A 22,128-nucleotide genomic window follows, 5' to 3' on the forward strand; every position below is an offset into this window, starting at 1 on the left:
TTACCATGCGGGGACGCAGCAACGGACGACGATCCACAGCAGTTGACGATGACGAGGGACGGGTACGCGTGGCCGAGGCGGCAGACATCCAGGGGATGAGTCCCTCTCCTGCCCGCCGGTGGCTGCGGCGCACAGCCGCCGTGCTCGCCGGGGCTCCGCTCGTCGCCGCCCTGCTGGCAGGCGCCGCCGCCCCGCAGGCCCGGACCGACGCTCCGGCCAAGGCTCCGACGGGGTCCAGCACGGTGTCGGTGTCCCTGGACGAGATCACCCCCAGCGCCCCGGAGAAGGGGGACACGCTGCGGATCTCCGGAACGCTGACCAACAAGGGCAAGGAGACGGTCACCGACGCCCAGGTCGACCTCCGGGTCGGCCCCCGTCTCTTCAGCCGCACCACCATCGACGCGGCCGCGCGACGCACGGGATACCTGCCCGGCACCGACCCCTATCCGATCGGTGGCAAGTACACGGTCGAGATCGACAAGCTGCGCTCGGGAATCAGCCAGGACTTCACGTTGTCCGTTCCGGTCAGCAAGCTGGATCTCGGGGACGACGGCGTCTACCAGCTGGGCGTCTCGCTGTCGGGGCGCACCTCGCACACCGTGTACGACCAGGTGCTCGGCATCAAGCGGACCTTCCTGCCCTGGCAGGAAGGCGACCGCGACTCCAAGATCGGCCTCAGCTACCTCTGGCCGCTGATCGCGTCCGCGCACCTCACGGCGGAGACCGGCTCGGACGAGCAGCAGACCCCGGTGTTCGCCGATGACGACCTCGCCGCGGAGATCGCACCGGGCGGTCGACTCGAACAGATGGTCTCCCTGGGCAGTCGGCTACCCGTGACCTGGGTCATCGACCCGGACCTGCTGGCCAGCGTCGACGCGATGACCAAGCCCTACCGGGTCAAGTCCGGCGACACCACGGTCGCCGGGACGAACCAGGACGTGGCCAAGAAGTGGCTGACCTCGCTGGAAGCGGCCGTGTCCGAGGGCAAGGTCGTGGCCCTGCCGTTCGGCGACCCGGACCTGGCCTCGATCGCCCACCGCGGCAAGAACGTCTCCGGCACCCTCAGCCATCTGCAGACCGCCAGTGAGGTCGCCGGGATGACGGTGGAGACGATCCTCCACCTGAAGCCGTCCACCGACTTCGCGTGGCCGGTCGACGGTGCGGTGGACCCGTCGATCGTGGACGTCGCCACCTCGGCCGGCGCCCACCATGTGATCGCCCGCAGCGACAGCCTCGACGAGACCGGGAACCTGGTCTACACGCCTTCCGCCGCCCGCCCGATCGGCGGTGGCACCACGGCGGTCGTCTCCGACGCGAGGCTCTCCACGGCCTTCCAGGGCGACATGGGCAACGCCGGGAGCTCCACGCTCGCCGTGCAGAAGTTCCTCGCCCTCACCCTCGCCCTGGCCGAGCAGGACACGGACAAGGACCGTTCCGTCGTCGTGGCACCCCAGCGCACGCCGACGGTCGCCCAGGCGCAGTCGATGGCACGTGCCCTCCACGCACTGGACGACGACCGCTGGACGAAGTCCGAGGGGCTGGCTCAGGCGGCGGCGACCAAGCCGGACTCCGAGGCGACCACCGATGTGCCTCCGGCATCCCGGTACCCCAAGAAACTGCGCCGCCAGGAGCTGCCCACGCAGGCGTTCCAGGACATCAAGTCCATCCAGTCCTCCCTCAACAACTTCCAGGTCATCCTGACCCACCCCGAGCGTGTGGTGACCCCCTTCGGCAACGCGGTCAACCGTTCCATGTCGACGTCATGGCGGGGGAGGCCGCTGAAGGCCCAGCAGTACCGGGACTCGGTCCGCACCTATCTGCAGGGGCTCGTCGGCGAGGTCCAGCTCGTCCCGAAGTCGGACATCACCCTGTCCGGCCGGAGCGCCACGATCCCCGTGACCGTACAGAACAGGCTGCTGCAGGACGTCGATCACCTGGTGCTGCGGCTGAAGTCGGACAACGCGACCCGGCTCAAGCTGAACGACGGCGGCAGCATCGCGGAGCAGCCCATCCAGATCGGCGCCGGGCACAGCCAGTCCGTGAAGTTCGACGCGGCGGCCAACATCAACGGCCAGGTCCAGATGACGGCGCAGCTCTACACGGAGGACGGGACTCCGTACGGCGAGGAAATGGCCTTCACCGTGAAGGTCTCCGAGATCACCCCGACCGTGCTTCTGGTCATCGCCGGCGGGCTTCTGCTGCTGGTGCTGGCCGGCATCAGGATGTATGCACATCGCAAGCGCGCCAACGCGGGCGGCGCGGCGGGCGACGACGGCAGTGAACCCGAGCAGCCGAGTGACCCGACGCCGGACACCGGGCCCGAAAGCGCGGAGCCGTCGGGCACGGGTGAGAAAGTGGACCGTTGAGCGATGTCTGTCGTGGCCGGTCGGCCGGGGACGATGAGGTGGGGTTTCGATGAACGCGCCGTACGACGGTGACCGCGGTCAGGGTGCGGGTGGGGCCGGGTACTCCGGCGGCCCTCCGGTGCCCTCTGACCCGCAGCAGCAACCGGTGCCGGACCCGTATCTGCAGTCCACGTACGACCACGACCCGTACCGGGCGCAGGACCTCTCCGCCCAGGACCCGGTGGACGAGGCGCTGTACGACCGCGCCGCGCATCCGCCGCCGCCTCCCGGCACCTACCAGCAGCCGCAGCCGCTCTACCAGCAGCCGCCGGCTACGCAGTACGCCCCCGACCCCCGTATCTGGGCCCAGACGCCGCCGCCCGAGCCCGCCGGACCCTCGCGCCACCTCCCGTACGGAGACAACGCCGCGACGACGCAGTTCGTGGGCGTGGACGACCTCGTCACGCAGGCTTCAGCGGACCGCGACGAGCCCGACGCGTTCGCCCACCTCTTCCGCGACCAGGAGGGCCCCGCGAACCCGGGCGCCTCTCCGGCGCCGGCCCAGCCCGAACCCGCCCCGGCGCCGGCCAAGTCCGGCGGCCGTGCCTCCAGCCTGCTGAAGTCCAGCGCGGTCATGGCGGCCGGCACACTCGTCTCGCGCCTCACCGGCTTCGTCCGCAGCCTCGTGATCACCGCGGCGCTCGGCGCGGCCCTGCTCGGCGACAGCTTCACCATCGCGTACACGCTGCCCACGATGATCTACATCCTCACCGTGGGCGGCGGCCTCAACTCGGTCTTCGTCCCCCAGCTCGTCCGCTCGATGAAGGACGACGAGGACGGCGGCGAGGCGTACGCCAACCGGCTGCTGACCCTGGTGATGGTCGCCCTCGGCCTCATCGTCGCCGTGGTGGTCTTCGCGGCCCCCTGGCTGATCCGGCTGATGTCCTCGACGATCGCGGACGACCCGGCGGCCAACAACGTCGCCGTCACCTTCGCCCGCTACTGCCTGCCCACCATCTTCTTCATGGGTGTGCACGTCGTGATGGGGCAGATCCTCAACGCCCGTGGGAAGTTCGGCGCGATGATGTGGACCCCGGTCCTCAACAACATCGTCATGATCTTCACCTTCGGGATGTTCATCTGGGTCTACGGCACGTCCCACGAGTCCCACATGGGCGTGGACACGATCCCGCCGGAGGGCGTGCGGCTCCTCGGCATCGGCACCCTGCTCGGCCTGGTCGTGCAGGCGCTGGCCATGATCCCGTACCTGCGCGAGGCCGGTTTCCGCTTCCGTCCGCGGTTCGACTGGAAGGGCCACGGGCTGGGCAAGACGATAAAGCTCGCGAAGTGGACGGTGCTGTTCGTCTTCGCCAACCAGGCCGGTGTGCTGGTCGTCACCCAGCTCGCGACCTCGGCCGGCAAGGCATCCGGAACGGATGGCGCGGGCTTCCTCGCCTACTCCAACGCCCAGCTGATCTGGGGCATGCCGCAGGCGATCATCACCGTCTCGGTCATGGCCGCCCTGCTGCCCCGGATCTCCCGGGCCGCCCACGACAACGACCCCGGCGCCGTCCGCGACGACATCTCGCAGGGGCTCCGTAACTCCGCCGTGGCCATCGTCCCGGTCGCGTTCGCGTTCCTCGCCCTGGGTGTGCCGATGTGCACCCTGCTCTACTCGTCCAGCGGCCCCGAGGCCGCCCGCTCCATGGGCTTCATCCTGATGGCCTTCGGCCTCGGCCTGATCCCCTACTCCGTGCAGTACGTGGTGCTGCGCGGGTTCTACGCGTACGAGGACACCCGGACGCCCTTCTACAACACCGTCATCGTCGCCCTGGTCAACGCGGCGGCCTCCGCCCTCTGCTACGTCGTGCTGCCCGCCCAGTGGGCCGTGGTCGGCATGGCCGCCTCGTACGGCCTGGCCTACGCCGTCGGCGTCGGGATCGCCTGGCGCCGGCTGCGCAACCGCCTGGGCGGCGACCTGGACGGCGCGCAGGTGGTACGCACCTACGCCAGGCTGTGCCTCGCCGCACTGCCTGCCACCGTGGTCGGCGGAGCCGCGGGCTTCGGCCTCATGCAGGTGCTCGGGGGCGGCGCCTTCGGCGCGCTCGTCGCGCTGGTCTGCGGCGGTGTCCTGCTGCTGGGAGTGTTCTTCGTCGCGGCGAGGAAAATGCGGATCGAGGAGATCAACGGCATGGTCGGCATGGTCAGGGGGCGGCTCGGCCGCTGAGGCAGGCCGGCCCGCACAACCATCGCCGGTCTCCGCGTGTCGTGCATAGCGCCGGAGTGTGGGCACAATTGGCGTGACTGTGCAGAGCAGAGCTGGCTGGCATCGCGCAACGGATGGGGAGGCAGGAACGACGGTGGCGGAACGTAGCACGGCTGCCGTCGACGTGGCCGACAACAGCGGGGACAAGCCGCTGACCGCCAAGGCGGACGAGGCCACGACCGACGGTACGGCAGAAGCGCAGGACGCGGCGGACACGGACTCCCAGGAGGAGAACGAGGAGAAGGCCGCATCGAAGACCTTCCCGGCCGCCCCGGATCTGCACAGCGGTCACAAGCTGGCCGGCCGGTACCGGCTGGAGGAGTGCGTCACCCGTCTGGACGGATTCAGCAGTTGGCGTGCCGTCGACGAGAAGCTGCGCCGCGCGGTGGGGGTTCACCTCCTGCCCGCGGACCACCCGCGGGCCCGCTCGGTTCTGGCCGCCGCCCGGTCCTCCGCGTTGCTGGGCGACCCGCGCTTCGTGCAGGTCCTCGACGCCGTCGAGGAGGACGATCTCGTCTACGTCGTCCACGAGTGGCTTCCCGACGCCACCGAGCTCTCGGCCCTGCTGAGCGCGGGCCCCATGGACGCCCATGACGCGTACCAGCTCGTCAGCCAGGTCTCCCAGGCCATGGCGGCCGCGCACCGGGAGGGCCTGGCCCACCTGAGGCTCACGCCGGGGGCCGTGCTGCGCAGCTCGTCCGGCCAGTACCGCATCCGCGGCCTCGCGGTGAACGCCGCCCTGCGGGGCATCACGTCCGACGGCCCCCAGCGCGCCGACACGGAGGCGATCGGGGCCCTGCTGTACGCCGCGCTGACCCAGCGCTGGCCGTACGAGAGCGATGCGTACGGGCTCACTGGTCTGCCCAAGGGGATGGGGCTGCTCCCGCCCGACCAGGTGCGGGCCGGAGTCCACCGGGGCCTCTCCGAGATCGCCATGCGGGCTCTCGCCAACGACGGTGCCACGGCGTCCCGCCAGGAGCAGCCGTGCACCACGCCCGACGAGCTCGCCAAGGCCGTGGCGGCCATGCCCCGCATCCCCCCGCCCGAGCCGGTCTTCACCGCCCCGCCCGAGTACCAGCGGACCACCTACCAGCAGGGCACCTACGGAAGGCCGGCGGCGGCCGGTTCCGTTGTCACCCAGCCCGTCGTGCCCGTGCCCCCCGCGCCCTTGCAGAGCCGCACCGGCAGGGCGCTGAAGTGGGTCGTGTCCGCGCTGCTGATCGCCGCCCTGGGCCTGGGCAGCTGGCAGCTCGCCGAGACGCTCATCGACCGGGACGACAACTCGGGCGGTGACCCCGGCAGCACTCAGTCCAACCCGGAGAACAACGACCCCCCGCCGGTCGAGAAGAGCAAGCCCGTTCCCATCGTCACCGCGCAGGACTATGACCCGCTCGGCGCCGACGGCAGTGAGAAGCCGCAGAGCATAGGCAACGTCTACGACGACGACCCGAGCTCGTACTGGCACACAGACTGGTACGCGTCAGCCGGATTCGGCAATCTCAAAACAGGCGTCGGCGTCGTCCTCGACCTCGGCAAGACACAGCGCGTCGGCAAGGTGGACGTGTCCTTCCTCGGCGGCGACACCTCGGTCGAGCTGCGGACCGCCGGTGGCTCCACGGTGCCGACCGGTCCCACCGGCTTCGACAAGGTCGCCCAGGGGTCGGGGACCCAGGTATCGCTGAAGCCCTCCAAGCCCGTGCAGGCGCGATACCTGCTCGTCTGGCTCACCAAGCTCCCGCCGAGCGGCGAGGGGAACTTCCGGGGGAAGGTCTCGGACATCAAGGTCACCAGCTGACGGGTTCGAACGCGAGAATGGGGCTGGGCCGGATCCGAGGATCCGGCCCAGCCCCATTTCCTTGCCTTGTCGTAGACCATTCCGTGTAGCAGGTATAAGTGCCTAGCGAAGAGCTGCAGGAAAGCTTCGTGCAGTTATAAGATTTGACGTCCGAGTTACGGACGGTCTGCGCCTTCCCCCACACAGTCTCGGAGAGGCTGATCCGTGCCCACGCGGGTGTGGCACTTGACGCTGTACCGCAGGTCAATGGCGCCGAGCGTCCAGCTGGAGGTGCCGATCCGCGCGCGCTTCACGGTGATGGCGTCGCCGGAGCACCCGGCGGAAATGGGATTCTTCCCGTCCATCGAATAAGTGGCCGCCTGCGCGCTACCCGAAATATGGGGCGGGCAGGGCACCTCCGAAGCGCGATCGAATCGCGCCTTTTTATCATTCATACCATCCAACCGACCTCGCCATTTACTTCCCGGCGTGGATCGGTTTGAATGCACGGATGGCGACAGCTGAGGGGGGAGACCGCGAGCGCTACGGCGCCGGTGCCGCCGATCCACCGAGCGATGCGGACCTCCTCGCCCAGCATGTCGCCGGCGACCCCGACGCCTTCGGCGAGCTGGCTCGACGCCACCGCGACCGGCTGTGGGCCGTGGCCCTGCGGACGCTGGGCGACCGTGAGGAAGCGGCCGACGCCGTACAGGACGCCCTGATCTCCGCCTTCCGCGCCGCCCACACCTTCCGGGGCCAGTCCGCCGTGACCACCTGGCTGCACCGCATCACGGTGAACGCCTGCCTCGACCGGGTCCGCAAGGCCGCATCCCGGAAGACCTCGCCGGTCGACGACCCGGAACGGCTCGACCAGTTGATGGAGCCCCATGAGTCCGCGGAGGCCCCCGCGGAACGCCATGATCTCCACCGCGAACTCCTCGCCGCACTGGCCACCCTCCCTGCGGAGCAGCGCGCGGCGCTCGTCCTCGTGGACATGCAGGGGTACCCGGTGGCGGAGACCGCTCGCATCCTCGATGTACCCGTGGGCACCGTGAAGAGCCGCTGCGCACGCGGCCGGGCCCGCCTGGCACCGCTACTGACGCATCTCCGCAGCGACGGTCGCGCCGGCGAGACACCCGGAACGGAAGGGAACCGGACGTCAAGAGCATCCGTCCCACCGGCAGCCGGGCCACGAGACACGGGCACGAGCGACCCCACTGCAATGAAGGGCGGAGGTGGACACCGATGACGTCAACACCCGGCATGACCCAGCACCCGGAAGTCTCGGAAATCTCCGACCTGACCGAGGACCTGCTCCCCGAGGCTCGCGCAGCCGAGATCCACAGCCACCTGGACGTCTGTGCGCTCTGCGCCGATGTCCTCGCCTCCTTGGAGGAGATTCGGGGACTGCTCGGCGACCTGCCCGCCCCCGAACCCATGCCCACAGACATCGCCGAGCGCATCGATGCCGCTCTCTCCGCCAAGGCGCGAACGCACCGCACTGCACCGGATACGGCGACCGATGTTTCACGTGAAACGGAGCCCGCGCACATAGCCGGGTTTCCGCCGTCCCGGTCGCACGCCCCAGATCGTCCGGCCGGACATGCGCGTGCGAACACCGGTCCCGGCCGGCACCCAGGACGGACGCGTCGCCGCGCCACCCTGCTCGCCTCCGCGCTCGGGGCCGCTGCCCTGGTCGGCATGAGTGTCTTTCTGCTGCAGAACGTCCCGGGGGCGGAGCGAAGCGACACCTCCGCAGCCGGGGTCAGCCAGGACACGAGGGCCACAGCCCCGAAAAGCCGCTCGCAGGAGTTCTCCGCGGCCACCCTCGAGGACCGGATCCACGCACTGCTGGGCCCGAGCTCCGGCACGGAGAGCCCACAGGCTCCCAAGGGGAACGACGAGGCTCCCTCTATCGGATCCCAGTCCTCGCCCCAGACCCGGCCCCCGCTCCAAGCGGATCCCTCGGACTCCATGTCCCCCGACTCCCCGCTCCGGGCACCCGCGGTAACCGTCCCCGCGTGCGTGGAAGAAGGCATCGGCCGCAACAGCCCGGCGCTCGCCATCGAGAGGGGCAGCTACGAGGGCACCGACGCGTTCCTCGTCGTCCTGCCTCATCCCACGGACCCGGACAGCGTTCAGGCGTATGTGGTGGCCGCGGCCTGCGTGGGAGCCGAGCCTCCCTCCAAGGGAATGCTGCTGCTGACACACGCCTACGCGCGCCCCTGAGAACGCGCCGCCAGCCGCCCCGGCACGTCGGGAATGCATCCCCCGTAGGATCCGTTGGGTGGGGTGAGAGTCGTTGAACCGGCCCCAGTAGGCGTGGACAGTAGGCAGTCTGCAGAGACGAGGAAGAAACCCGTGAGCGACGTGCGTAATGTGATCATCATCGGCTCCGGCCCGGCCGGCTACACAGCCGCCCTGTACACCGCGCGCGCCTCGCTGAAGCCGCTGGTCTTCGAGGGGGCCGTCACCGCCGGTGGCGCGCTCATGAACACCACCGACGTGGAGAACTTCCCGGGCTTCCAGGACGGCATCATGGGCCCCGATCTCATGGACAACATGCGCGCCCAGGCCGAGCGCTTCGGCGCCGAGCTGGTCCCGGACGACGTGGTCTCCGTCGACCTCACCGGTGACATCAAGACCGTCACCGACACGGCAGGAACCGTCCACCGCGCCAAGGCGGTCATCGTCACCACGGGCTCCCAGCACCGCAAGCTCGGACTCCCCAACGAGGACGCCCTCTCCGGACGCGGCGTCTCCTGGTGCGCGACCTGCGACGGCTTCTTCTTCAAGGACCAGGACATCGCCGTGGTCGGCGGTGGCGACACCGCGATGGAGGAAGCGACCTTCCTCTCGCGCTTCGCCAAGTCCGTCACCATCATCCACCGCCGCGACAGCCTGCGCGCCTCCAAGACGATGCAGGATCGCGCCTTCGCCGACCCGAAGATCAAGTTCGCCTGGGACAGCGAGGTAGCCGGAGTCAACGGCGAGCAGAAGCTCTCCGGCGTGACGCTGCGCAACACCAAGACCGGCGAGATGTCCGAGCTGCCCGTGACCGGCCTGTTCATCGCCGTCGGCCATGACCCGCGCACCGAGCTCTTCAAGGGCCAGCTCGAACTTGACGACGAGGGCTACCTCAAGGTCGCCGCACCCTCGACGCGCACCAACCTGTCCGGGGTCTTCGGCGCCGGCGACGTTGTCGACCACACCTACCGCCAGGCGATCACCGCGGCCGGCACCGGCTGCTCCGCCGCCCTCGACGCAGAGCGCTTCCTCGCCGCGCTCGCCGACGACGAGAAGGCCGCCCCTGCGGCCGCCGTCTGACCCACGCCTCACTCACATCCCCACACACCCCGCGAAGTTAGGAGGCCGCCGTGGCCGGCGCCCTGAAGAACGTGACCGACGACTCCTTCGAAGAGGACGTCCTCAAGAGCGACAAGCCCGTGCTGGTCGACTTCTGGGCTGCCTGGTGCGGCCCGTGCCGCCAGATCGCTCCGTCGCTGGAGGCCATCGCGGCCGAGTACGGCGAGATCGAGATCGTGAAGCTCAACATTGACGAGAACCCGGCCACCGCCGCCAAGTACGGCGTCATGTCCATCCCGACGCTGAATGTCTACCAGGGCGGCGAGGTCGCCAAGACCATCGTCGGCGCCAAGCCGAAGGCCGCGATCCTCCGCGACCTCGCGGGCTTCATCACGGACAAGGACCAGTAAGGCAGAAGCTGCGTCCCCTTGTTTCACGTGAAACGGGCCCGTCCTCCTCAGGACGGGCCCGTTTTGCATGCAGCAGCGGAGCGCGTACCTCACAACGGCCGCAGCGCTGGCTCCTTCTGTACCGCTCCGAGGAGCCGGTCCAGGGCCAGCTCGACGTCTTCCTTCCAGGAGAGTGTCGAGCGCAGTTCCAGCCGCAGCCGAGGGTGCACCGGGTGCGGGCGTACCGTCTTGAACCCCACCGCCAGAAGGTGGTCGGCAGGCAGCACGCAGGCCGACTCCTTCCACCGGGCATCTCCGAAGGCTTCGATCGCCTTGAAGCCCCGGCGGATCAGATCCTTGGCAACGGTCTGCACCAAGACCCGTCCCAGCCCCTGCCCCCGGTAGCCCGGCATGATCAGCGCGGTCATCAGCTGAACGGCATCGGGGGAGACGGGGCTCGTCGGGAAGGCGGTGGCACGAGGAACGTATGCGGGTGGTGCGTAGAGCACAAAGCCGGCCGGCACGTCATCGACGTAGACCACCCGCCCGCAGGAGCCCCACTCCAGAAGAACCCCGGAGATCCACGCCTCCTTCTCCCGGTCGGATGTCCCGCTCTTGACGGCAGCCTCTCCGCTGACCGGGTCGAGCTCCCAGAAGACACAGGAGCGGCAGCGCCGGGGAAGGTCGGGAAGGTTGTCCAGCGTGAGCGGTACGAGCCGACGCCCCATGAAGGCTGTTCCTCACTTCTCTCGCCCACTGCGTCATGGACGGAAATGCTCTGCCAGAACGCATCGTAACCACCGCCGGATCAAGCCGACACCGCGAGAGAGCAAAGGGCGGGCTGTAATCCGTGTACCGGAAACAGCCCGCCCTCAGGGTTCGGCGTACGTCAGCCCTCGTCGTCCTCGGCCGACTCATCGGAGGGAGTCTGGTCCAGCACCCGGCCCTCGCCCGGGGCGAGACTGCCGAGGATCCGGTCCAGGTCCTCCATCGACGCGAACTCTACGACGATCTTGCCCTTCTTCTGCCCGAGGTCGACCTTCACCCGGGTCTCGAAGCGGTCGGAGAGCCGCGACGCCAAATCGGAGAGCGCCGGGGAGAGCCGCGCCCCGGCCCGGGGCCCCTTGGCCTTCTTGGCGCTCGTGGGCCTGGAGCCCATGAGCGTCACGATCTCCTCGACCGCACGCACCGAGAGACCTTCGGCCACGATGCGATGGGCCAGCTTGTCCTGCTCCTCGGAGTCGTCCACCGACAGCAAGGCGCGCGCGTGGCCCGCCGACAGCACCCCGGCGGCAACCCTGCGCTGCACCGGCGGGGACAGCCGCAGCAGACGCAGGGTGTTGGACACCTGGGGCCGGGAACGGCCGATCCGGTCCGCCAGCTGGTCATGCGTGCACTTGAAGTCCTTGAGCAGCTGGTCGTAGGCGGCCGCCTCCTCCAGCGGGTTCAGCTGAGCCCGGTGCAGATTCTCCAGGAGGGCATCCAGGAGCAGCTTCTCGTCGTCCGTGGCCCGGACAATGGCCGGGATCCGCTCCAGACCCGCCTCGCGGCAGGCCCTCCAGCGCCGCTCGCCCATGATCAGCTCGAAGCGGTCGGCCTCGATCTTGCGCACCACGACCGGCTGGAGAAGACCGACCTCCTTGATGGAGGTGACCAGCTCCGCGAGCGCGTCCTCGTCAAAGACCTCTCGCGGCTGACGCGGGTTCGGCGTAATGGAGTCGAGCGGCACTTCGGCGAAGTACGCGCCGGCCACATCGCCCGAGACCGTCGGCTCGGACCCCGACATCGGCGAGCTCGGCTCGGGCACGACGGGAATGGCCCCGAGCGTAGCCACCTTGGCGGCGGCCACACCCCGCTCCGTGGTCAGTACGGGCGAGGAAGCCCCGGAGCCGGCGGACGACAGCTGCTTCTCCTGCGGAGCGGCTGGGATCAGGGCACCGAGCCCTCGCCCCAACCCTCGACGACGCTCACTCACTGGATCCCCTCCGAATTGCTCTGCTGACTGATCGAACCGCCCGTGTGGGCGTGCTGTCCCTCGTAGTGCACCCCAACCCCTCGCAGCGCGATCTCGCGGGCTGCTTCGAGGTACGAGAGCGACCCGCTGGACCCGGGGTCGTAGGTGAGCACGGTCTGCCCGTAGCTCGGCGCCTCGGAGATGCGGACCGACCGGGGGATGCTGGTCCTCAGCACCTCCTTGCCGAAGTGGCTGCGGACCTCCTCCGCGACCTGCGACGCCAGCCGGGTCCGGCCGTCGTACATGGTGAGCAGGATGGTCGAGACATGGAGCTCGGGGTTCAAGTGGCCCCTTACCAGCTCGACGTTCCGCAGGAGCTGACCCAGCCCCTCCAGCGCGTAGTACTCGCACTGAATGGGGATCAGCACCTCCGCACCAGCCACCAGTGCGTTGACCGTCAGCAGGCCCAACGAGGGCGGGCAGTCGATCAGGATGTAATCCAGCGGCTGCTCATACGCCTGGATGGCGCGCTGGAGTCGACTCTCCCGCGCCACCAGCGACACCAGCTCGATCTCCGCACCGGCGAGATCGATGGTGGCCGGGGCGCAGAAGAGACCTTCGACGTCCGGGACGGGCTGAACCACGTCCGAGAGCGGCTTGCTCTCCACCAGAACGTCGTAGATCGAGGGAACTTCGGCGTGGTGATCGATGCCCAGAGCCGTCGAGGCGTTGCCCTGCGGGTCGAGGTCCACCACCAGGACCCGTGCCCCGTGCAGTGCCAGCGACGCGGCGAGGTTGACCGTCGAGGTGGTCTTGCCCACCCCGCCCTTCTGGTTGGCCACGACCATGACCCGGGTCTGCTCGGGACGTGGCAGCCCCTCGCCGGCTCGGCCAAGGGCCTCCACCGCCAGCTGGGCCGCACGACCGATGGGGGTGTCGTCCATCGGCGGCGGTGTTTCACGTGAAACACCGCTCCCCGCCGATTCGGTTCGGGGGCCGGGGACCGGATCGGTCATCGGCCCCGCGATGTTGGCGTCGGACCGCAAGGATTCACTCTCCTCGACTTCAGGCTCGCAATGAGCAGAGCCTGTCATGGTTTCGGGGTCGTGAACCAGCGAGGCCCGCTCTTCTGTGGATGAAACCACTTCTGTGGACAACTCCGTAGCCCTAACGGGCCTGCGATGGGGAGGGGCGGCCGCCTCATGACCGCGGCCGATGATTCCATGCAGCAGAGAACGACGTTTCACGTGAAACACGATGCCTCCGCAGCCTAGCTACGGAGGCACGACACTCCGCGAAGGGCTCAGCGGCGACGACGTGTCCGGCTGGTCCGCGCTGCCTTGGCTCGCTTTGCGGCGAACCTCACACCCCCCGGACTCTCGCCGACCACCACCCGGACCACGGTGGACGTCGGGTCGACCACGCCCTCGCCGACATGCAGCACCTCGGTGTCCACCACGCCCAGCTTGCTGAGCGCGGCCCGAGCACCGTTGATCTCCTCCTCGGCGGTGTCGCCCTTGAGCGCGAGCATCTCGCCGTACGGGCGCAGCAGGGGCACGCCCCAGCCGGCCAGCCGGTCCAGCGGGGCCACCGCCCGGGCTGTCACCACATGCACCGGCTGAAGGGAGCCGAGAACCTCCTCGGCCCGACCGCGGACAACCGTCACATGATCGAGCCCCAGCAGTTCCACGACCTCCTGGAGGAAGTTCGTCCGACGCAGCAGCGGTTCCAGAAGAGTGATCTTCAGGTCCGGGCGCACCAGCGCCAGGGGAATGCCCGGCAGCCCGGCACCCGACCCCACGTCGCAGACCGTGACCCCCTCGGGAACGACCTCGGAGAGCACCGCGCAGTTCAGCAGATGCCGCTCCCACAGGCGCGGAACCTCGCGCGGCCCGATCAGCCCGCGCGTGACACCCGCGTCCGCCAGCAGCTCCGCGTACCGGACAGCCTCGGGAAAGCACTCACCGAATACCTCCCGGGCCTCTTCGGGCGCCTGGGGAAGCTCTACTTCCTCCGTCACGGGGGACCGTCCTTCCATACCGCACTACCGCACCATGATGGCTGTCTATCAGGCTGACAAAGATCGGCCCCGTCTGCGAACAGACGGGGCCGACAGGTAAGGAGCCGGTCAGGCCGGCAGGACGACGACGAAGCGCTGCGGCTCCTCGCCCTCCGATTCGCTGCGCAGGCCCGCCGCGGCGACCGCGTCGTGCACGACCTTGCGCTCGAACGGCGTCATCGGGTCCAGCTTCACCGGCTCACCGGTGCTCTTGACCTCGTCCGCCGCCTTGGCACCCAGCTCGGCGAGCTCCGTGCGCTTCTTGGCCCGGAAGCCGGCGATGTCCAGCATCAGACGGCTCCGGTCACCGGTCTCCCGGTGCACGGCGAGCCGCGTCAGCTCCTGAAGCGCCTCCAGGACCTCACCGTCGCGCCCCACGAGCTTCTGCAGCTCGCGCGCCGAGTCACTGATGATCGAGACCGCGGCCCGGTCCGCCTCGACGTCCATGTCGATGTCGCCGTCGAGGTCGGCGATGTCGAGCAGGCCCTCAAGGTAGTCCGCTGCGATCTCCCCTTCCTGCTCAAGGCGGGTCAGGGTGTCGCTGCCCTCAGCGGCCGTGGAGATGGTGCCTTCCGTCACGGATGGACTCCTTCTTACTTCTTGGACGGGTGCTTGGGCCGCTGCGGGCCCTTGCGCTGTCCGGACTTGGCTTGGCGTGAGGAGCCGGACGCGGCCTTGCCCGCCGGCTTCGACTTGTCGTCCTGCGCGGTGCTCTTCTTCAGGGAGGTCTTGGCCACCGGCTCGTCGGAGTCGTCGTCCTGGGCTCCACCCTGGTGGGTCGCACCGGTCTGGCGCTGCGCCTTCGTCTGCCGCTTGGGCTGCTGGCGGCGCTGCTGGGCACCGCCCTCGGCCTCGGCGACGGCGGTGTCGCTCTTGGCGACCGTGCCGTCCTCCTGGGGAGCGAGCCCGAGCTTGGCCAGTCCGACGACGAACTTCCGCTCGATGTCATTGCGGTCCGGGCCCTTGGCCACGATCCGCTTGACGGTGTTGCGCCGGGTCCGGCCGCGGACCTCGCCGTGCACGGTGACGCTCTTCAGCACACGTCCGAGGTACTGCTCCTGCGCCTTGCTGCCAGGCGTCGGGTTCTGGTTGATCACGTACATCTGCTGACCCATGGTCCAGACGTTCGTGGTGAGCCAGTAGACGAGGACACCGACGGGGAAGTTGATGCCCATGACCGCGAAGATCAGCGGGAAGATGTACATCAGCATCTTCTGCTGCTGCATGTACGGCGTCTTGACCGTCAGGTCGACGTTCTTCGTCATCAGCTGGCGCTGCGTGAAGAACTGCGAGGCCGACATCATCACGATCATGATCGCGGTGACGACCCGGACGTCGGTCAGCGAAGCGCCGAGGGCGTCGACCTTCTCCGCGCTGTCCATGAACTTGGCGGCCAGCGGAGCACCGAAGATGTGGGCCTGACGAGCGCTGTCCAGCAGCGACTGGTCGATGACACCGATCTTCTTGTTCGAGGCAATCGCGGAGAGTACGTGGTAGAGCGCGAAGAAGAACGGCGACTGCGCGATGATCGGCAGGCACGAGGAGAGGGGGTTGGTACCCGTCTCCTTGTACAGCTTCATCATCTCTTCGGACTGACGCTGCTTGTCGCTCTTGTAGCGCTCCTGGATCGCCTTCATCTTCGGCTGGAGCAGCTGCATGTTCCGCGTCGACTTGATCTGCTTGACGAACAGCGGGATCAGACAGATACGGATGAGCACCACGAGGGACACGATGGACAGACCCCAGGCCCATCCGGTGTCAGGGCCGAAGATCGCCCCGTACAACTTGTGGAACTGGACGATGACCCAGGAGACGGGCCAGGTGATGAAGCTGAACAGACTGGCAATCGTGTCCACTAATCAGGCTCCTTGAGCATTGGGCGAAGTCTCTGCGGCCGAACTCGGGAGCTCGGTGGCCGAACCCCCGGGAGGCACGTCAGCGGCGGAGTCCCCGCCCTTGCTGCCGCGTATGGCGCTGCGCAGCAGTTCGTGCCAACGCGGACGTTTGCGTGGTGGTACGTAGTCCACGCCGCCGGGTGACCACGGATTGCATCGCAGGATGCGCCAGGCTGTCAGCGCCGTTCCCTTGATCGCTCCGTGCCGGTCGATCGCCGTATATCCATAGTGGGAACACGACGGGTAGTAACGGCAGACAGGCCCGAGAAGTGGGCTGATCGTCCACTGGTACAGCTTGATGAGAGCCAGCAGCGGGTACTTCATCGCACGCCCCCTCCCAGCAGCCGCTGCAAGGCGGCGTCCAGGTCTCGGGCCAGCTGTTCATGGCCGGCGTCGCCCGATCCGGGCAACGCTCGTACGACAACCAGGCTACCGGGGGGCAGCAGGGCGAGCCGTTCTCGGACCAGGTGGCGAAGCCTGCGCTTCACCGCTGTGCGGACGACCGCACCACCCACGGCTTTGCTGACAACGAAACCCGCACGCGACGGGGGAACGTTCTCCCCAGGCACGTGCGGGCCGGTTGCACCGCTTCGTAGATGGACGACGAGGAGCGGGCGACCGGCCCGGCGTCCTCGTCGTACCGCGGTCGCGAAGTCCTCGCGCCGCCTCAGCCGATTCTCGGAAGGCAGCACGTCATGACGACCTGTACGCGATCAGGCGGACAGGCTGGCGCGACCCTTGCCACGGCGGGACGCGAGAATCGCGCGGCCGGCACGGGTACGCATACGCAGCCGGAAGCCGTGGGTCTTCGCGCGACGACGGTTGTTCGGCTGGAAGGTGCGCTTGCTCACTCGGGGGCTCCAGAAATGACTCGTGTGTTGGCGGGACATCGCCTGGCTGTCACCGTGCGCCCACGAGAGACTCGCGTAAACGCCCTAGTGCACCGCATTCACAATCACAGATTGTGGTCTTTGCCCATCGGAGGCAGGCGGCAGCAGCCATCGACAACTCGACCTGGTCACGGTACGCGCGGCTACGCCATCCGGTCAAACCGACCCTGTCGGACCCCCCATTGTGCACAGGCTGTGGACAACGACTTGAACCGCGCGGGTCGGGCTGACTACCGTGGTTGAACTCCGGTTCTTTTTCTTCCCGCCTGCCGGTCCTCACCCACCCCGACCCATACCGTCCCGAGAACCACACATTCGTGGGACCAGCGAGAGAGCGTGCCCTGTGGCTGACGTACCTGCCGATCTTGCCGCAGTGTGGCCGCGAGTGCTGGAGCAGCTCCTCGGGGAGGGGCAGCAGGGCATCGAGCCGAAGGACAAGCAGTGGATCGAGCGCTGCCAGCCGCTCGCCCTGGTCGCCGACACCGCGCTCCTCGCCGTCCCCAATGAATGGGGCAAGCGGGTCCTCGAAGGCCGCCTCGCCCCCCTCATCAGCGAGACGCTGAGCCGCGAGTGCGGACGCCCCATCCGGATCGCGATCACGGTGGACGACTCCGCGGGCGAGCCGTCGGGTCCGCCGGCGCCCCCGATGCACCAGTCCCCCCAGTCGTCCCACCGCTACCAGGGCCCCCAGCACGACGAGGGTCGGCACGGCGACGCGTACGACGGCTACGGGAGCCGGCCCTCGGACGACGGCATGCCCACCGCGCGGCCCGCCTACCCGGACTACCAGCAGCAGCGCCCGGAGCCCGGCGCCTGGCCGCGCACCCAGGAGGACCTGTCCTGGCAGCAGCCCCGGCTCGGCGGGTTCCAGGACCGCGAGCCGGCGCCCGACCAGTGGCGCGAGCCGTACGGCGGCGGCCGACCCCCGCAGCACGACTACCGTCAGCAGCCGCCCGAGCGCCAGGGGTACGAGCCCCAGCACACCGAACGCCACCGTTCCGAGCGCCCCGAGCTGCCGGAGCCGCAGCACCGCGCCGGCACCGGCCGGCCCGGCGGAGCCCCGGGCCCGATGGGCGCACAGCCCGCACCGGCCCCCGGCCCCGGCGAGCCGCACGCCCGGCTGAATCCGAAGTACCTCTTCGACACCTTCGTCATCGGGGCCTCGAACCGCTTCGCGCACGCCGCGGCCGTGGCGGTGGCCGAGGCGCCCGCGAAGGCGTACAACCCCCTGTTCGTCTACGGGGAGTCGGGGCTCGGCAAGACCCATCTGCTCCACGCCATCGGGCACTACGCGCGGAGCCTCTACCCGGGCACCCGGGTGCGGTACGTGAGCTCCGAGGAGTTCACCAACGAGTTCATCAACTCGATCCGCGACGGCAAGGGCGACACCTTCCGCAAGCGGTACCGCGATGTCGACATCCTGCTCGTGGACGACATCCAGTTCCTGGCGAGCAAGGAGTCGACGCAGGAGGAGTTCTTCCACACCTTCAATACGCTGCACAACGCCAACAAGCAGATCGTGCTGTCCTCCGACCGGCCGCCGAAGCAACTGGTCACTCTGGAGGACCGGTTGCGGAATCGTTTCGAGTGGGGGCTGACCACCGACGTACAGCCTCCCGAGCTGGAGACCCGGATCGCGATCCTGCGCAAGAAGGCGGTGCAGGAGCAGCTCAACGCCCCTCCGGAGGTTCTGGAGTTCATCGCCTCGCGGATCTCGCGCAACATCCGTGAGCTGGAGGGCGCCCTCATCCGGGTGACGGCCTTCGCGAGCCTCAACCGGCAGCCCGTGGACCTGGGGCTCACGGAGATCGTGCTGAAGGATCTGATCCCGGGGGGCGAGGACAGCGCCCCCGAGATCACGGCGTCCGCCATCATGGCGGCGACCGCGGACTACTTCGGCCTGACGGTGGAAGACCTCTGCGGATCGTCCCGCAGCCGGGTGCTGGTGACGGCCAGGCAGATCGCCATGTACCTGTGCCGTGAGCTGACCGATCTGTCGCTTCCGAAGATCGGTGCGCAGTTCGGCGGCCGGGACCACACGACGGTGATGCACGCGGACCGCAAGATCCGGGCGCTGATGGCGGAGCGGCGCTCCATCTACAACCAGGTCACCGAGCTCACCAACCGCATCAAGAACGGCTGACGGCGCCCAGCGCCGACTCCCGCACGTACCCGAAGGGCGCTGTGCGGACTCGTCAGGAGTCCGCACAGCGCCCTTCCGTGTTCCCCGAAAAGCGGCTCGCAACCCCCTTCACGCGCCTCCGGACACCGGCCGGCCGTCTACCGGGTCGGCTCCCGGAGGCCCCAGCCTGTTCGATTAATCGGGAGGTCACGGGTGTTCTCCACAGATCCGGGCACTTTTTTCCCTCCACAGCCTGGGGATCCAAAAGTTGTCCATACTGCATCCACAGGCCGAACCTTCGGGAGGACATCGGGCCAGCTCAGCGGGTTGGGGATTTGTGGTCAACGACGATCCACAGCCTGTGGACAAGATTTTCATCCACAGGCCGTGATCGAGGTTGTCCACCGACTGCCCACAGGTCCGAGGCTGTTTTCCCCAGCAGGAGGCCGCTTCTCCACATCGCTGTCCACTGTTCGGCAACACGACAGGCCCCGTCACCGCCCCGAGTGAAAGGCGTCACACCGAGAGGCGGGGTTGGCCTGTGGGGAACGGGGGTAAAGCTGGGGACAGACCTGGGGAGAAACTGCCCTCCCCTGTGTACGGGTTGTGCACAACTTCCGGGTGTCCACAGAAAGCCCGGGTTGTCCACCGGTTCCACCCACAGGGTCGGTGGATAAAAAACAGGCTCTGAGCTGCGAAAACGGGGTTATCCACGGTTTCCACAGGGCCTACTACTACCACCACCCATAGTTAGCCCGGAATCCGTTTCGAAGTGGGGCCTGTGCACAACTCGCCCTCGGAGCGCTCCGGACCGCTCGCCGCGATTTGACCCCGAGCAGCAACGAGTGTCGGTGCGGTGCGTCAGACTGGTCCCCGGCGTCCTCCCCCTGGCATCGGCGGAGCGACCCGACCAGACGACGAAGGCCGACGACGACGAAGGCCGACAGGGCGAAAACAGCAGGAGGCGGTTCCGGTGAAGATCCGGGTGGAGCGCGATGTACTCGCGGAGGCGGTGGCCTGGGTGGCCCGCAGCCTTCCGGCCCGTCCGCCGGCGCCCGTTCTCGCGGGCCTTCTGCTGAAGGCCGAGGACGGAGCGCTCAGCTTCTCCAGCTTCGACTACGAGGTCTCGGCGCGGGTCTCGGTGGAGGCCGAGGTCGAGGAGGACGGCACCGTCCTCGTCTCCGGCCGGCTGCTCGCCGACATCTGCCGCGCCCTGCCCAACCGGCCGGTGGAGATCTCCACAGACGGTGTACGGGCGACCGTCTCCTGCGGCTCCTCGCGATTCACACTCCACACCCTTCCTGTGGAGGAGTACCCGGCGCTTCCGCAGATGCCGACCGCGACCGGCACCGTGCCCGGTGAGGTCTTCGCCTCCGCCGCCGCCCAGGTCGCCATCGCCGCGGGCCGCGACGACACGCTGCCCGTCCTGACCGGCGTCCGCATCGAGATCGAGGGCGACACCGTCACCCTCGCCTCGACCGACCGCTACCGCTTCGCGGTCCGCGAGTTCCTCTGGAAGCCGGAGGACCCGGAGGCTTCCGCCGTCGCCCTGGTCCCCGCCAAGACGCTGCTCGACACCGCCAAGGCCCTCACCAGCGGTGACACGGTCACCCTGGCGCTGTCCGGCTCCGGCGCGGGCGAAGGGCTCATCGGGTTCGAGGGCGCCGGACGGCGTACGACCACCCGACTGCTCGAAGGCGACCTGCCGAAGTACCGGACGCTCTTCCCCACCGAGTTCAACTCGGTCGCCGTGATCGAGACCGCCCCCTTCGTGGAGGCCGTCAAGCGCGTCGCCCTGGTGGCCGAGCGCAACACCCCGGTCCGGCTGACCTTCGAGCAGGGCGTCCTGATCCTGGAGGCCGGGTCCAGCGACGACGCACAGGCTGTGGAAAGGGTCGACGCCGTGCTGGAGGGCGACGACATCTCGATCGCCTTCAACCCGACCTTCCTGCTCGACGGCCTCAGCGCCATCGACTCCCCGGTCGCCCAGCTCTCGTTCACGACCTCCACCAAGCCGGCGCTGCTCAGCGGCCGCCCGGCCGTGGACGCCGAGGCGGACGACGCGTACAAGTACCTGATCATGCCGGTCCGCCTCTCCGGCTGACCTCCCCCGGCCCCGCCCAGGCGGGGCCCGACGGGCGTGTTCAGCGCCGAGCACGCCCGGCGTCCTGTCCCCTTCCGGGCGTAGGCTCGGATGCGGGTACGAATCGGCACAACGCTAAGGAATCTCTGATGGAGCTCGGTCTCGTCGGCCTCGGCAAGATGGGCGGCAACATGCGCGAGCGCATCCGCCGCGCAGGCCACACCGTCATCGGTTACGACCGCAACCCGGATGTCGCCGATGTCCACAGCCTGGAAGAGCTTGTGGGCAGCCTCAAGGGTCCCCGGGTCGTGTGGGTGATGGTCCCGGCCGGAGCCGCGACCCAGTCCACCGTGGACGAACTGGCCGAGCTCCTCTCGCCCGGCGACATCGTCGTGGACGGCGGGAACAGCCGCTGGACCGACGACGAGAAGCACGCGGAGGAGCTGCGTGCCAAGGGCATCGGCTTCGTGGACTGCGGCGTCTCCGGCGGCGTCTGGGGCCTGGAGAACGGCTACGCGCTCATGTACGGCGGCGCCGCCGAGGACGTGGCGAAGGTCCAGCCGGTCTTCGACGCCCTGAAGCCCGAGGGCGACTTCGGCGCGGTCCACGCGGGCAAGGTCGGCGCCGGCCACTTCGCCAAGATGGTCCACAACGGCATCGAGTACGCCATGATGCAGGCGTACGCCGAGGGCTGGGAGCTCCTGGAGAAGGTCGACTCCGTCACCGACGTGCGCGAGGTCTTCCGCTCCTGGCAGGAGGGCACGGTCATCCGTTCCTGGCTGCTCGACCTGGCGGTCAACGCCCTGGACGACGACGAGCACCTCGACAAGCTCCGCGGCTACGCGGCCGACTCGGGCGAGGGCCGCTGGACGGTCGAGGCCGCGATCGACAACGCGGTGCCGCTGCCCGCGATCACGGCGTCGCTCTTCGCGCGCTTCGCCTCGCGCCAGGACGACTCCCCGCAGATGAAGATGATCGCCGCGCTGCGCAACCAGTTCGGCGGCCACGCGGTCGAGAACAAGAAGTAGCCCCGCAACGAAGAGCG

Annotated in this window: 20 protein-coding genes; 10 read left to right on the top strand and 10 right to left on the bottom strand. The window is 68.7% G+C overall.

The features are described from left to right. Positions 1 to 68 precede the first annotated feature (68 nt). The 3 genes from OG867_RS15785 to OG867_RS15795 all read left to right on the top strand — a co-directional run bounded on the left by OG867_RS15785 (position 69) and on the right by OG867_RS15795 (position 6,406). Positions 69 to 2,366 (top strand): DUF6049 family protein, encoded by a 2,298-nt coding sequence (locus tag OG867_RS15785; protein WP_406285983.1) that lies wholly within the window; start codon positions 69 to 71, stop codon positions 2,364 to 2,366. Between the two features lie 49 nt (positions 2,367 to 2,415). Beyond that, on the top strand, positions 2,416 to 4,572 hold the full coding sequence (murJ, locus tag OG867_RS15790) for a murein biosynthesis integral membrane protein MurJ (protein ID WP_406285985.1): 2,157 nt from the start codon (positions 2,416 to 2,418) through the stop codon (positions 4,570 to 4,572). Between the two features lie 133 nt (positions 4,573 to 4,705). After that, positions 4,706 to 6,406, top strand: coding sequence for a protein kinase family protein (locus tag OG867_RS15795; RefSeq protein ID WP_406285987.1), 1,701 nt, complete (start codon positions 4,706 to 4,708; stop codon positions 6,404 to 6,406). Positions 6,407 to 6,561: 155 nt separating this feature from the next. Here the strand turns inward: OG867_RS15795 and OG867_RS15800 are convergent, their stop codons facing one another. Next, positions 6,562 to 6,840 (bottom strand): DUF2690 domain-containing protein, encoded by a 279-nt coding sequence (locus OG867_RS15800; protein ID WP_406285989.1) that lies wholly within the window; start codon positions 6,838 to 6,840, stop codon positions 6,562 to 6,564. Between the two features lie 56 nt (positions 6,841 to 6,896). Here OG867_RS15800 and sigM point away from each other — a divergent pair, with 56 nt between their 5' ends. From sigM to trxA, 4 genes are all read left to right on the top strand, one after another. After that, a complete protein-coding gene (gene sigM / locus OG867_RS15805; protein WP_328901172.1) occupies positions 6,897 to 7,634 on the top strand; it encodes an RNA polymerase sigma factor SigM in 738 nt (245 codons plus the stop codon). Continuing rightward, complete coding sequence (locus OG867_RS15810; protein WP_406285991.1) at positions 7,631 to 8,614, top strand: anti-sigma factor family protein; 984 nt, start codon at positions 7,631 to 7,633, stop codon at positions 8,612 to 8,614. Before sigM ends, OG867_RS15810 begins: the two co-directional genes overlap by 4 nt. Before the next feature lie 132 nt (positions 8,615 to 8,746). Beyond that, positions 8,747 to 9,712: a thioredoxin-disulfide reductase gene (trxB, locus tag OG867_RS15815; protein WP_328901170.1), complete on the top strand. Its 966-nt coding sequence runs from the start codon at positions 8,747 to 8,749 to the stop codon at positions 9,710 to 9,712. A 50-nt stretch (positions 9,713 to 9,762) separates the two neighbouring features. After that, positions 9,763 to 10,101, top strand: a complete 339-nt coding sequence (trxA, locus tag OG867_RS15820) for a thioredoxin (RefSeq protein ID WP_406285993.1) — start codon at positions 9,763 to 9,765, stop codon at positions 10,099 to 10,101. Positions 10,102 to 10,190: 89 nt separating this feature from the next. Here trxA and OG867_RS15825 read toward each other — a convergent pair whose 3' ends face one another. The 9 genes from OG867_RS15825 to rpmH all read right to left on the bottom strand — a co-directional run bounded on the left by OG867_RS15825 (position 10,191) and on the right by rpmH (position 16,839). Further along, complete coding sequence (locus OG867_RS15825) at positions 10,191 to 10,808, bottom strand: GNAT family N-acetyltransferase (RefSeq protein WP_328901168.1); 618 nt, start codon at positions 10,806 to 10,808, stop codon at positions 10,191 to 10,193. A gap of 161 nt (positions 10,809 to 10,969) precedes the next feature. Continuing rightward, entirely contained in the window at positions 10,970 to 12,055 is a 1,086-nt protein-coding gene (locus tag OG867_RS15830) for a ParB/RepB/Spo0J family partition protein (protein WP_328901167.1), read from the bottom strand. Then, positions 12,052 to 13,128 (bottom strand): ParA family protein, encoded by a 1,077-nt coding sequence (locus OG867_RS15835; protein ID WP_328901166.1) that lies wholly within the window; start codon positions 13,126 to 13,128, stop codon positions 12,052 to 12,054. The genes OG867_RS15830 and OG867_RS15835 overlap by 4 nt, the downstream gene beginning before the upstream one ends. Before the next feature lie 209 nt (positions 13,129 to 13,337). Further along, positions 13,338 to 14,054: a 16S rRNA (guanine(527)-N(7))-methyltransferase RsmG gene (gene rsmG, locus OG867_RS15840; RefSeq protein ID WP_406285995.1), complete on the bottom strand. Its 717-nt coding sequence runs from the start codon at positions 14,052 to 14,054 to the stop codon at positions 13,338 to 13,340. A gap of 108 nt (positions 14,055 to 14,162) precedes the next feature. After that, on the bottom strand, positions 14,163 to 14,672 hold the full coding sequence (locus OG867_RS15845) for a R3H domain-containing nucleic acid-binding protein (RefSeq protein ID WP_328901164.1): 510 nt from the start codon (positions 14,670 to 14,672) through the stop codon (positions 14,163 to 14,165). 14 nt (positions 14,673 to 14,686) lie between these two features. After that, on the bottom strand, positions 14,687 to 15,949 hold the full coding sequence (gene yidC, locus OG867_RS15850; RefSeq protein ID WP_406285997.1) for a membrane protein insertase YidC: 1,263 nt from the start codon (positions 15,947 to 15,949) through the stop codon (positions 14,687 to 14,689). A gap of 3 nt (positions 15,950 to 15,952) precedes the next feature. Then, positions 15,953 to 16,312 (bottom strand): membrane protein insertion efficiency factor YidD, encoded by a 360-nt coding sequence (gene yidD / locus OG867_RS15855; RefSeq protein WP_073863860.1) that lies wholly within the window; start codon positions 16,310 to 16,312, stop codon positions 15,953 to 15,955. Further along, a complete protein-coding gene (gene rnpA, locus OG867_RS15860; RefSeq protein WP_328901162.1) occupies positions 16,309 to 16,680 on the bottom strand; it encodes a ribonuclease P protein component in 372 nt (123 codons plus the stop codon). Before rnpA ends, yidD begins: the two co-directional genes overlap by 4 nt. Before the next feature lie 21 nt (positions 16,681 to 16,701). Next, positions 16,702 to 16,839 (bottom strand): 50S ribosomal protein L34, encoded by a 138-nt coding sequence (gene rpmH, locus OG867_RS15865; protein WP_010985740.1) that lies wholly within the window; start codon positions 16,837 to 16,839, stop codon positions 16,702 to 16,704. Positions 16,840 to 17,221: 382 nt separating this feature from the next. On the opposite strand from rpmH, the gene dnaA reads away from it, so the two are divergent. The 3 genes from dnaA (at position 17,222) to gnd (ending at position 22,111) form a co-directional block, all read left to right on the top strand. After that, positions 17,222 to 19,021, top strand: a complete 1,800-nt coding sequence (dnaA, locus tag OG867_RS15870; RefSeq protein WP_406286000.1) for a chromosomal replication initiator protein DnaA — start codon at positions 17,222 to 17,224, stop codon at positions 19,019 to 19,021. Between the two features lie 952 nt (positions 19,022 to 19,973). Next, the gene (dnaN, locus tag OG867_RS15875; protein WP_073966647.1) at positions 19,974 to 21,104 is read left to right on the top strand and encodes a DNA polymerase III subunit beta; all 1,131 of its coding nucleotides are present in this window, start codon (positions 19,974 to 19,976) and stop codon (positions 21,102 to 21,104) included. Between the two features lie 128 nt (positions 21,105 to 21,232). Then, on the top strand, positions 21,233 to 22,111 hold the full coding sequence (gene gnd, locus OG867_RS15880; protein ID WP_406286003.1) for a phosphogluconate dehydrogenase (NAD(+)-dependent, decarboxylating): 879 nt from the start codon (positions 21,233 to 21,235) through the stop codon (positions 22,109 to 22,111). The last annotated feature ends 17 nt before the right edge of the window (positions 22,112 to 22,128 follow it).

Source organism: Streptomyces sp. NBC_00209 (assembly GCF_045206345.1).
Classification (GTDB): Bacteria; Actinomycetota; Actinomycetes; order Streptomycetales; family Streptomycetaceae; genus Streptomyces.

Coding starts and splice junctions, on each gene's coding strand:
- murJ (WP_406285985.1), top strand. CDS start 2,416: ATGAACGCGCCGTACGACGGTGACCGCGGTCAGGGTGCGGGTGGGGCC.
- OG867_RS15800 (WP_406285989.1), bottom strand. CDS start 6,840: ATGAATGATAAAAAGGCGCGATTCGATCGCGCTTCGGAGGTGCCCTGC.
- sigM (WP_328901172.1), top strand. CDS start 6,897: ATGGCGACAGCTGAGGGGGGAGACCGCGAGCGCTACGGCGCCGGTGCC.
- OG867_RS15810 (WP_406285991.1), top strand. CDS start 7,631: ATGACGTCAACACCCGGCATGACCCAGCACCCGGAAGTCTCGGAAATC.
- OG867_RS15825 (WP_328901168.1), bottom strand. CDS start 10,808: ATGGGGCGTCGGCTCGTACCGCTCACGCTGGACAACCTTCCCGACCTT.
- OG867_RS15835 (WP_328901166.1), bottom strand. CDS start 13,128: ATGACAGGCTCTGCTCATTGCGAGCCTGAAGTCGAGGAGAGTGAATCC.
- yidD (WP_073863860.1), bottom strand. CDS start 16,312: ATGAAGTACCCGCTGCTGGCTCTCATCAAGCTGTACCAGTGGACGATC.
- gnd (WP_406286003.1), top strand. CDS start 21,233: ATGGAGCTCGGTCTCGTCGGCCTCGGCAAGATGGGCGGCAACATGCGC.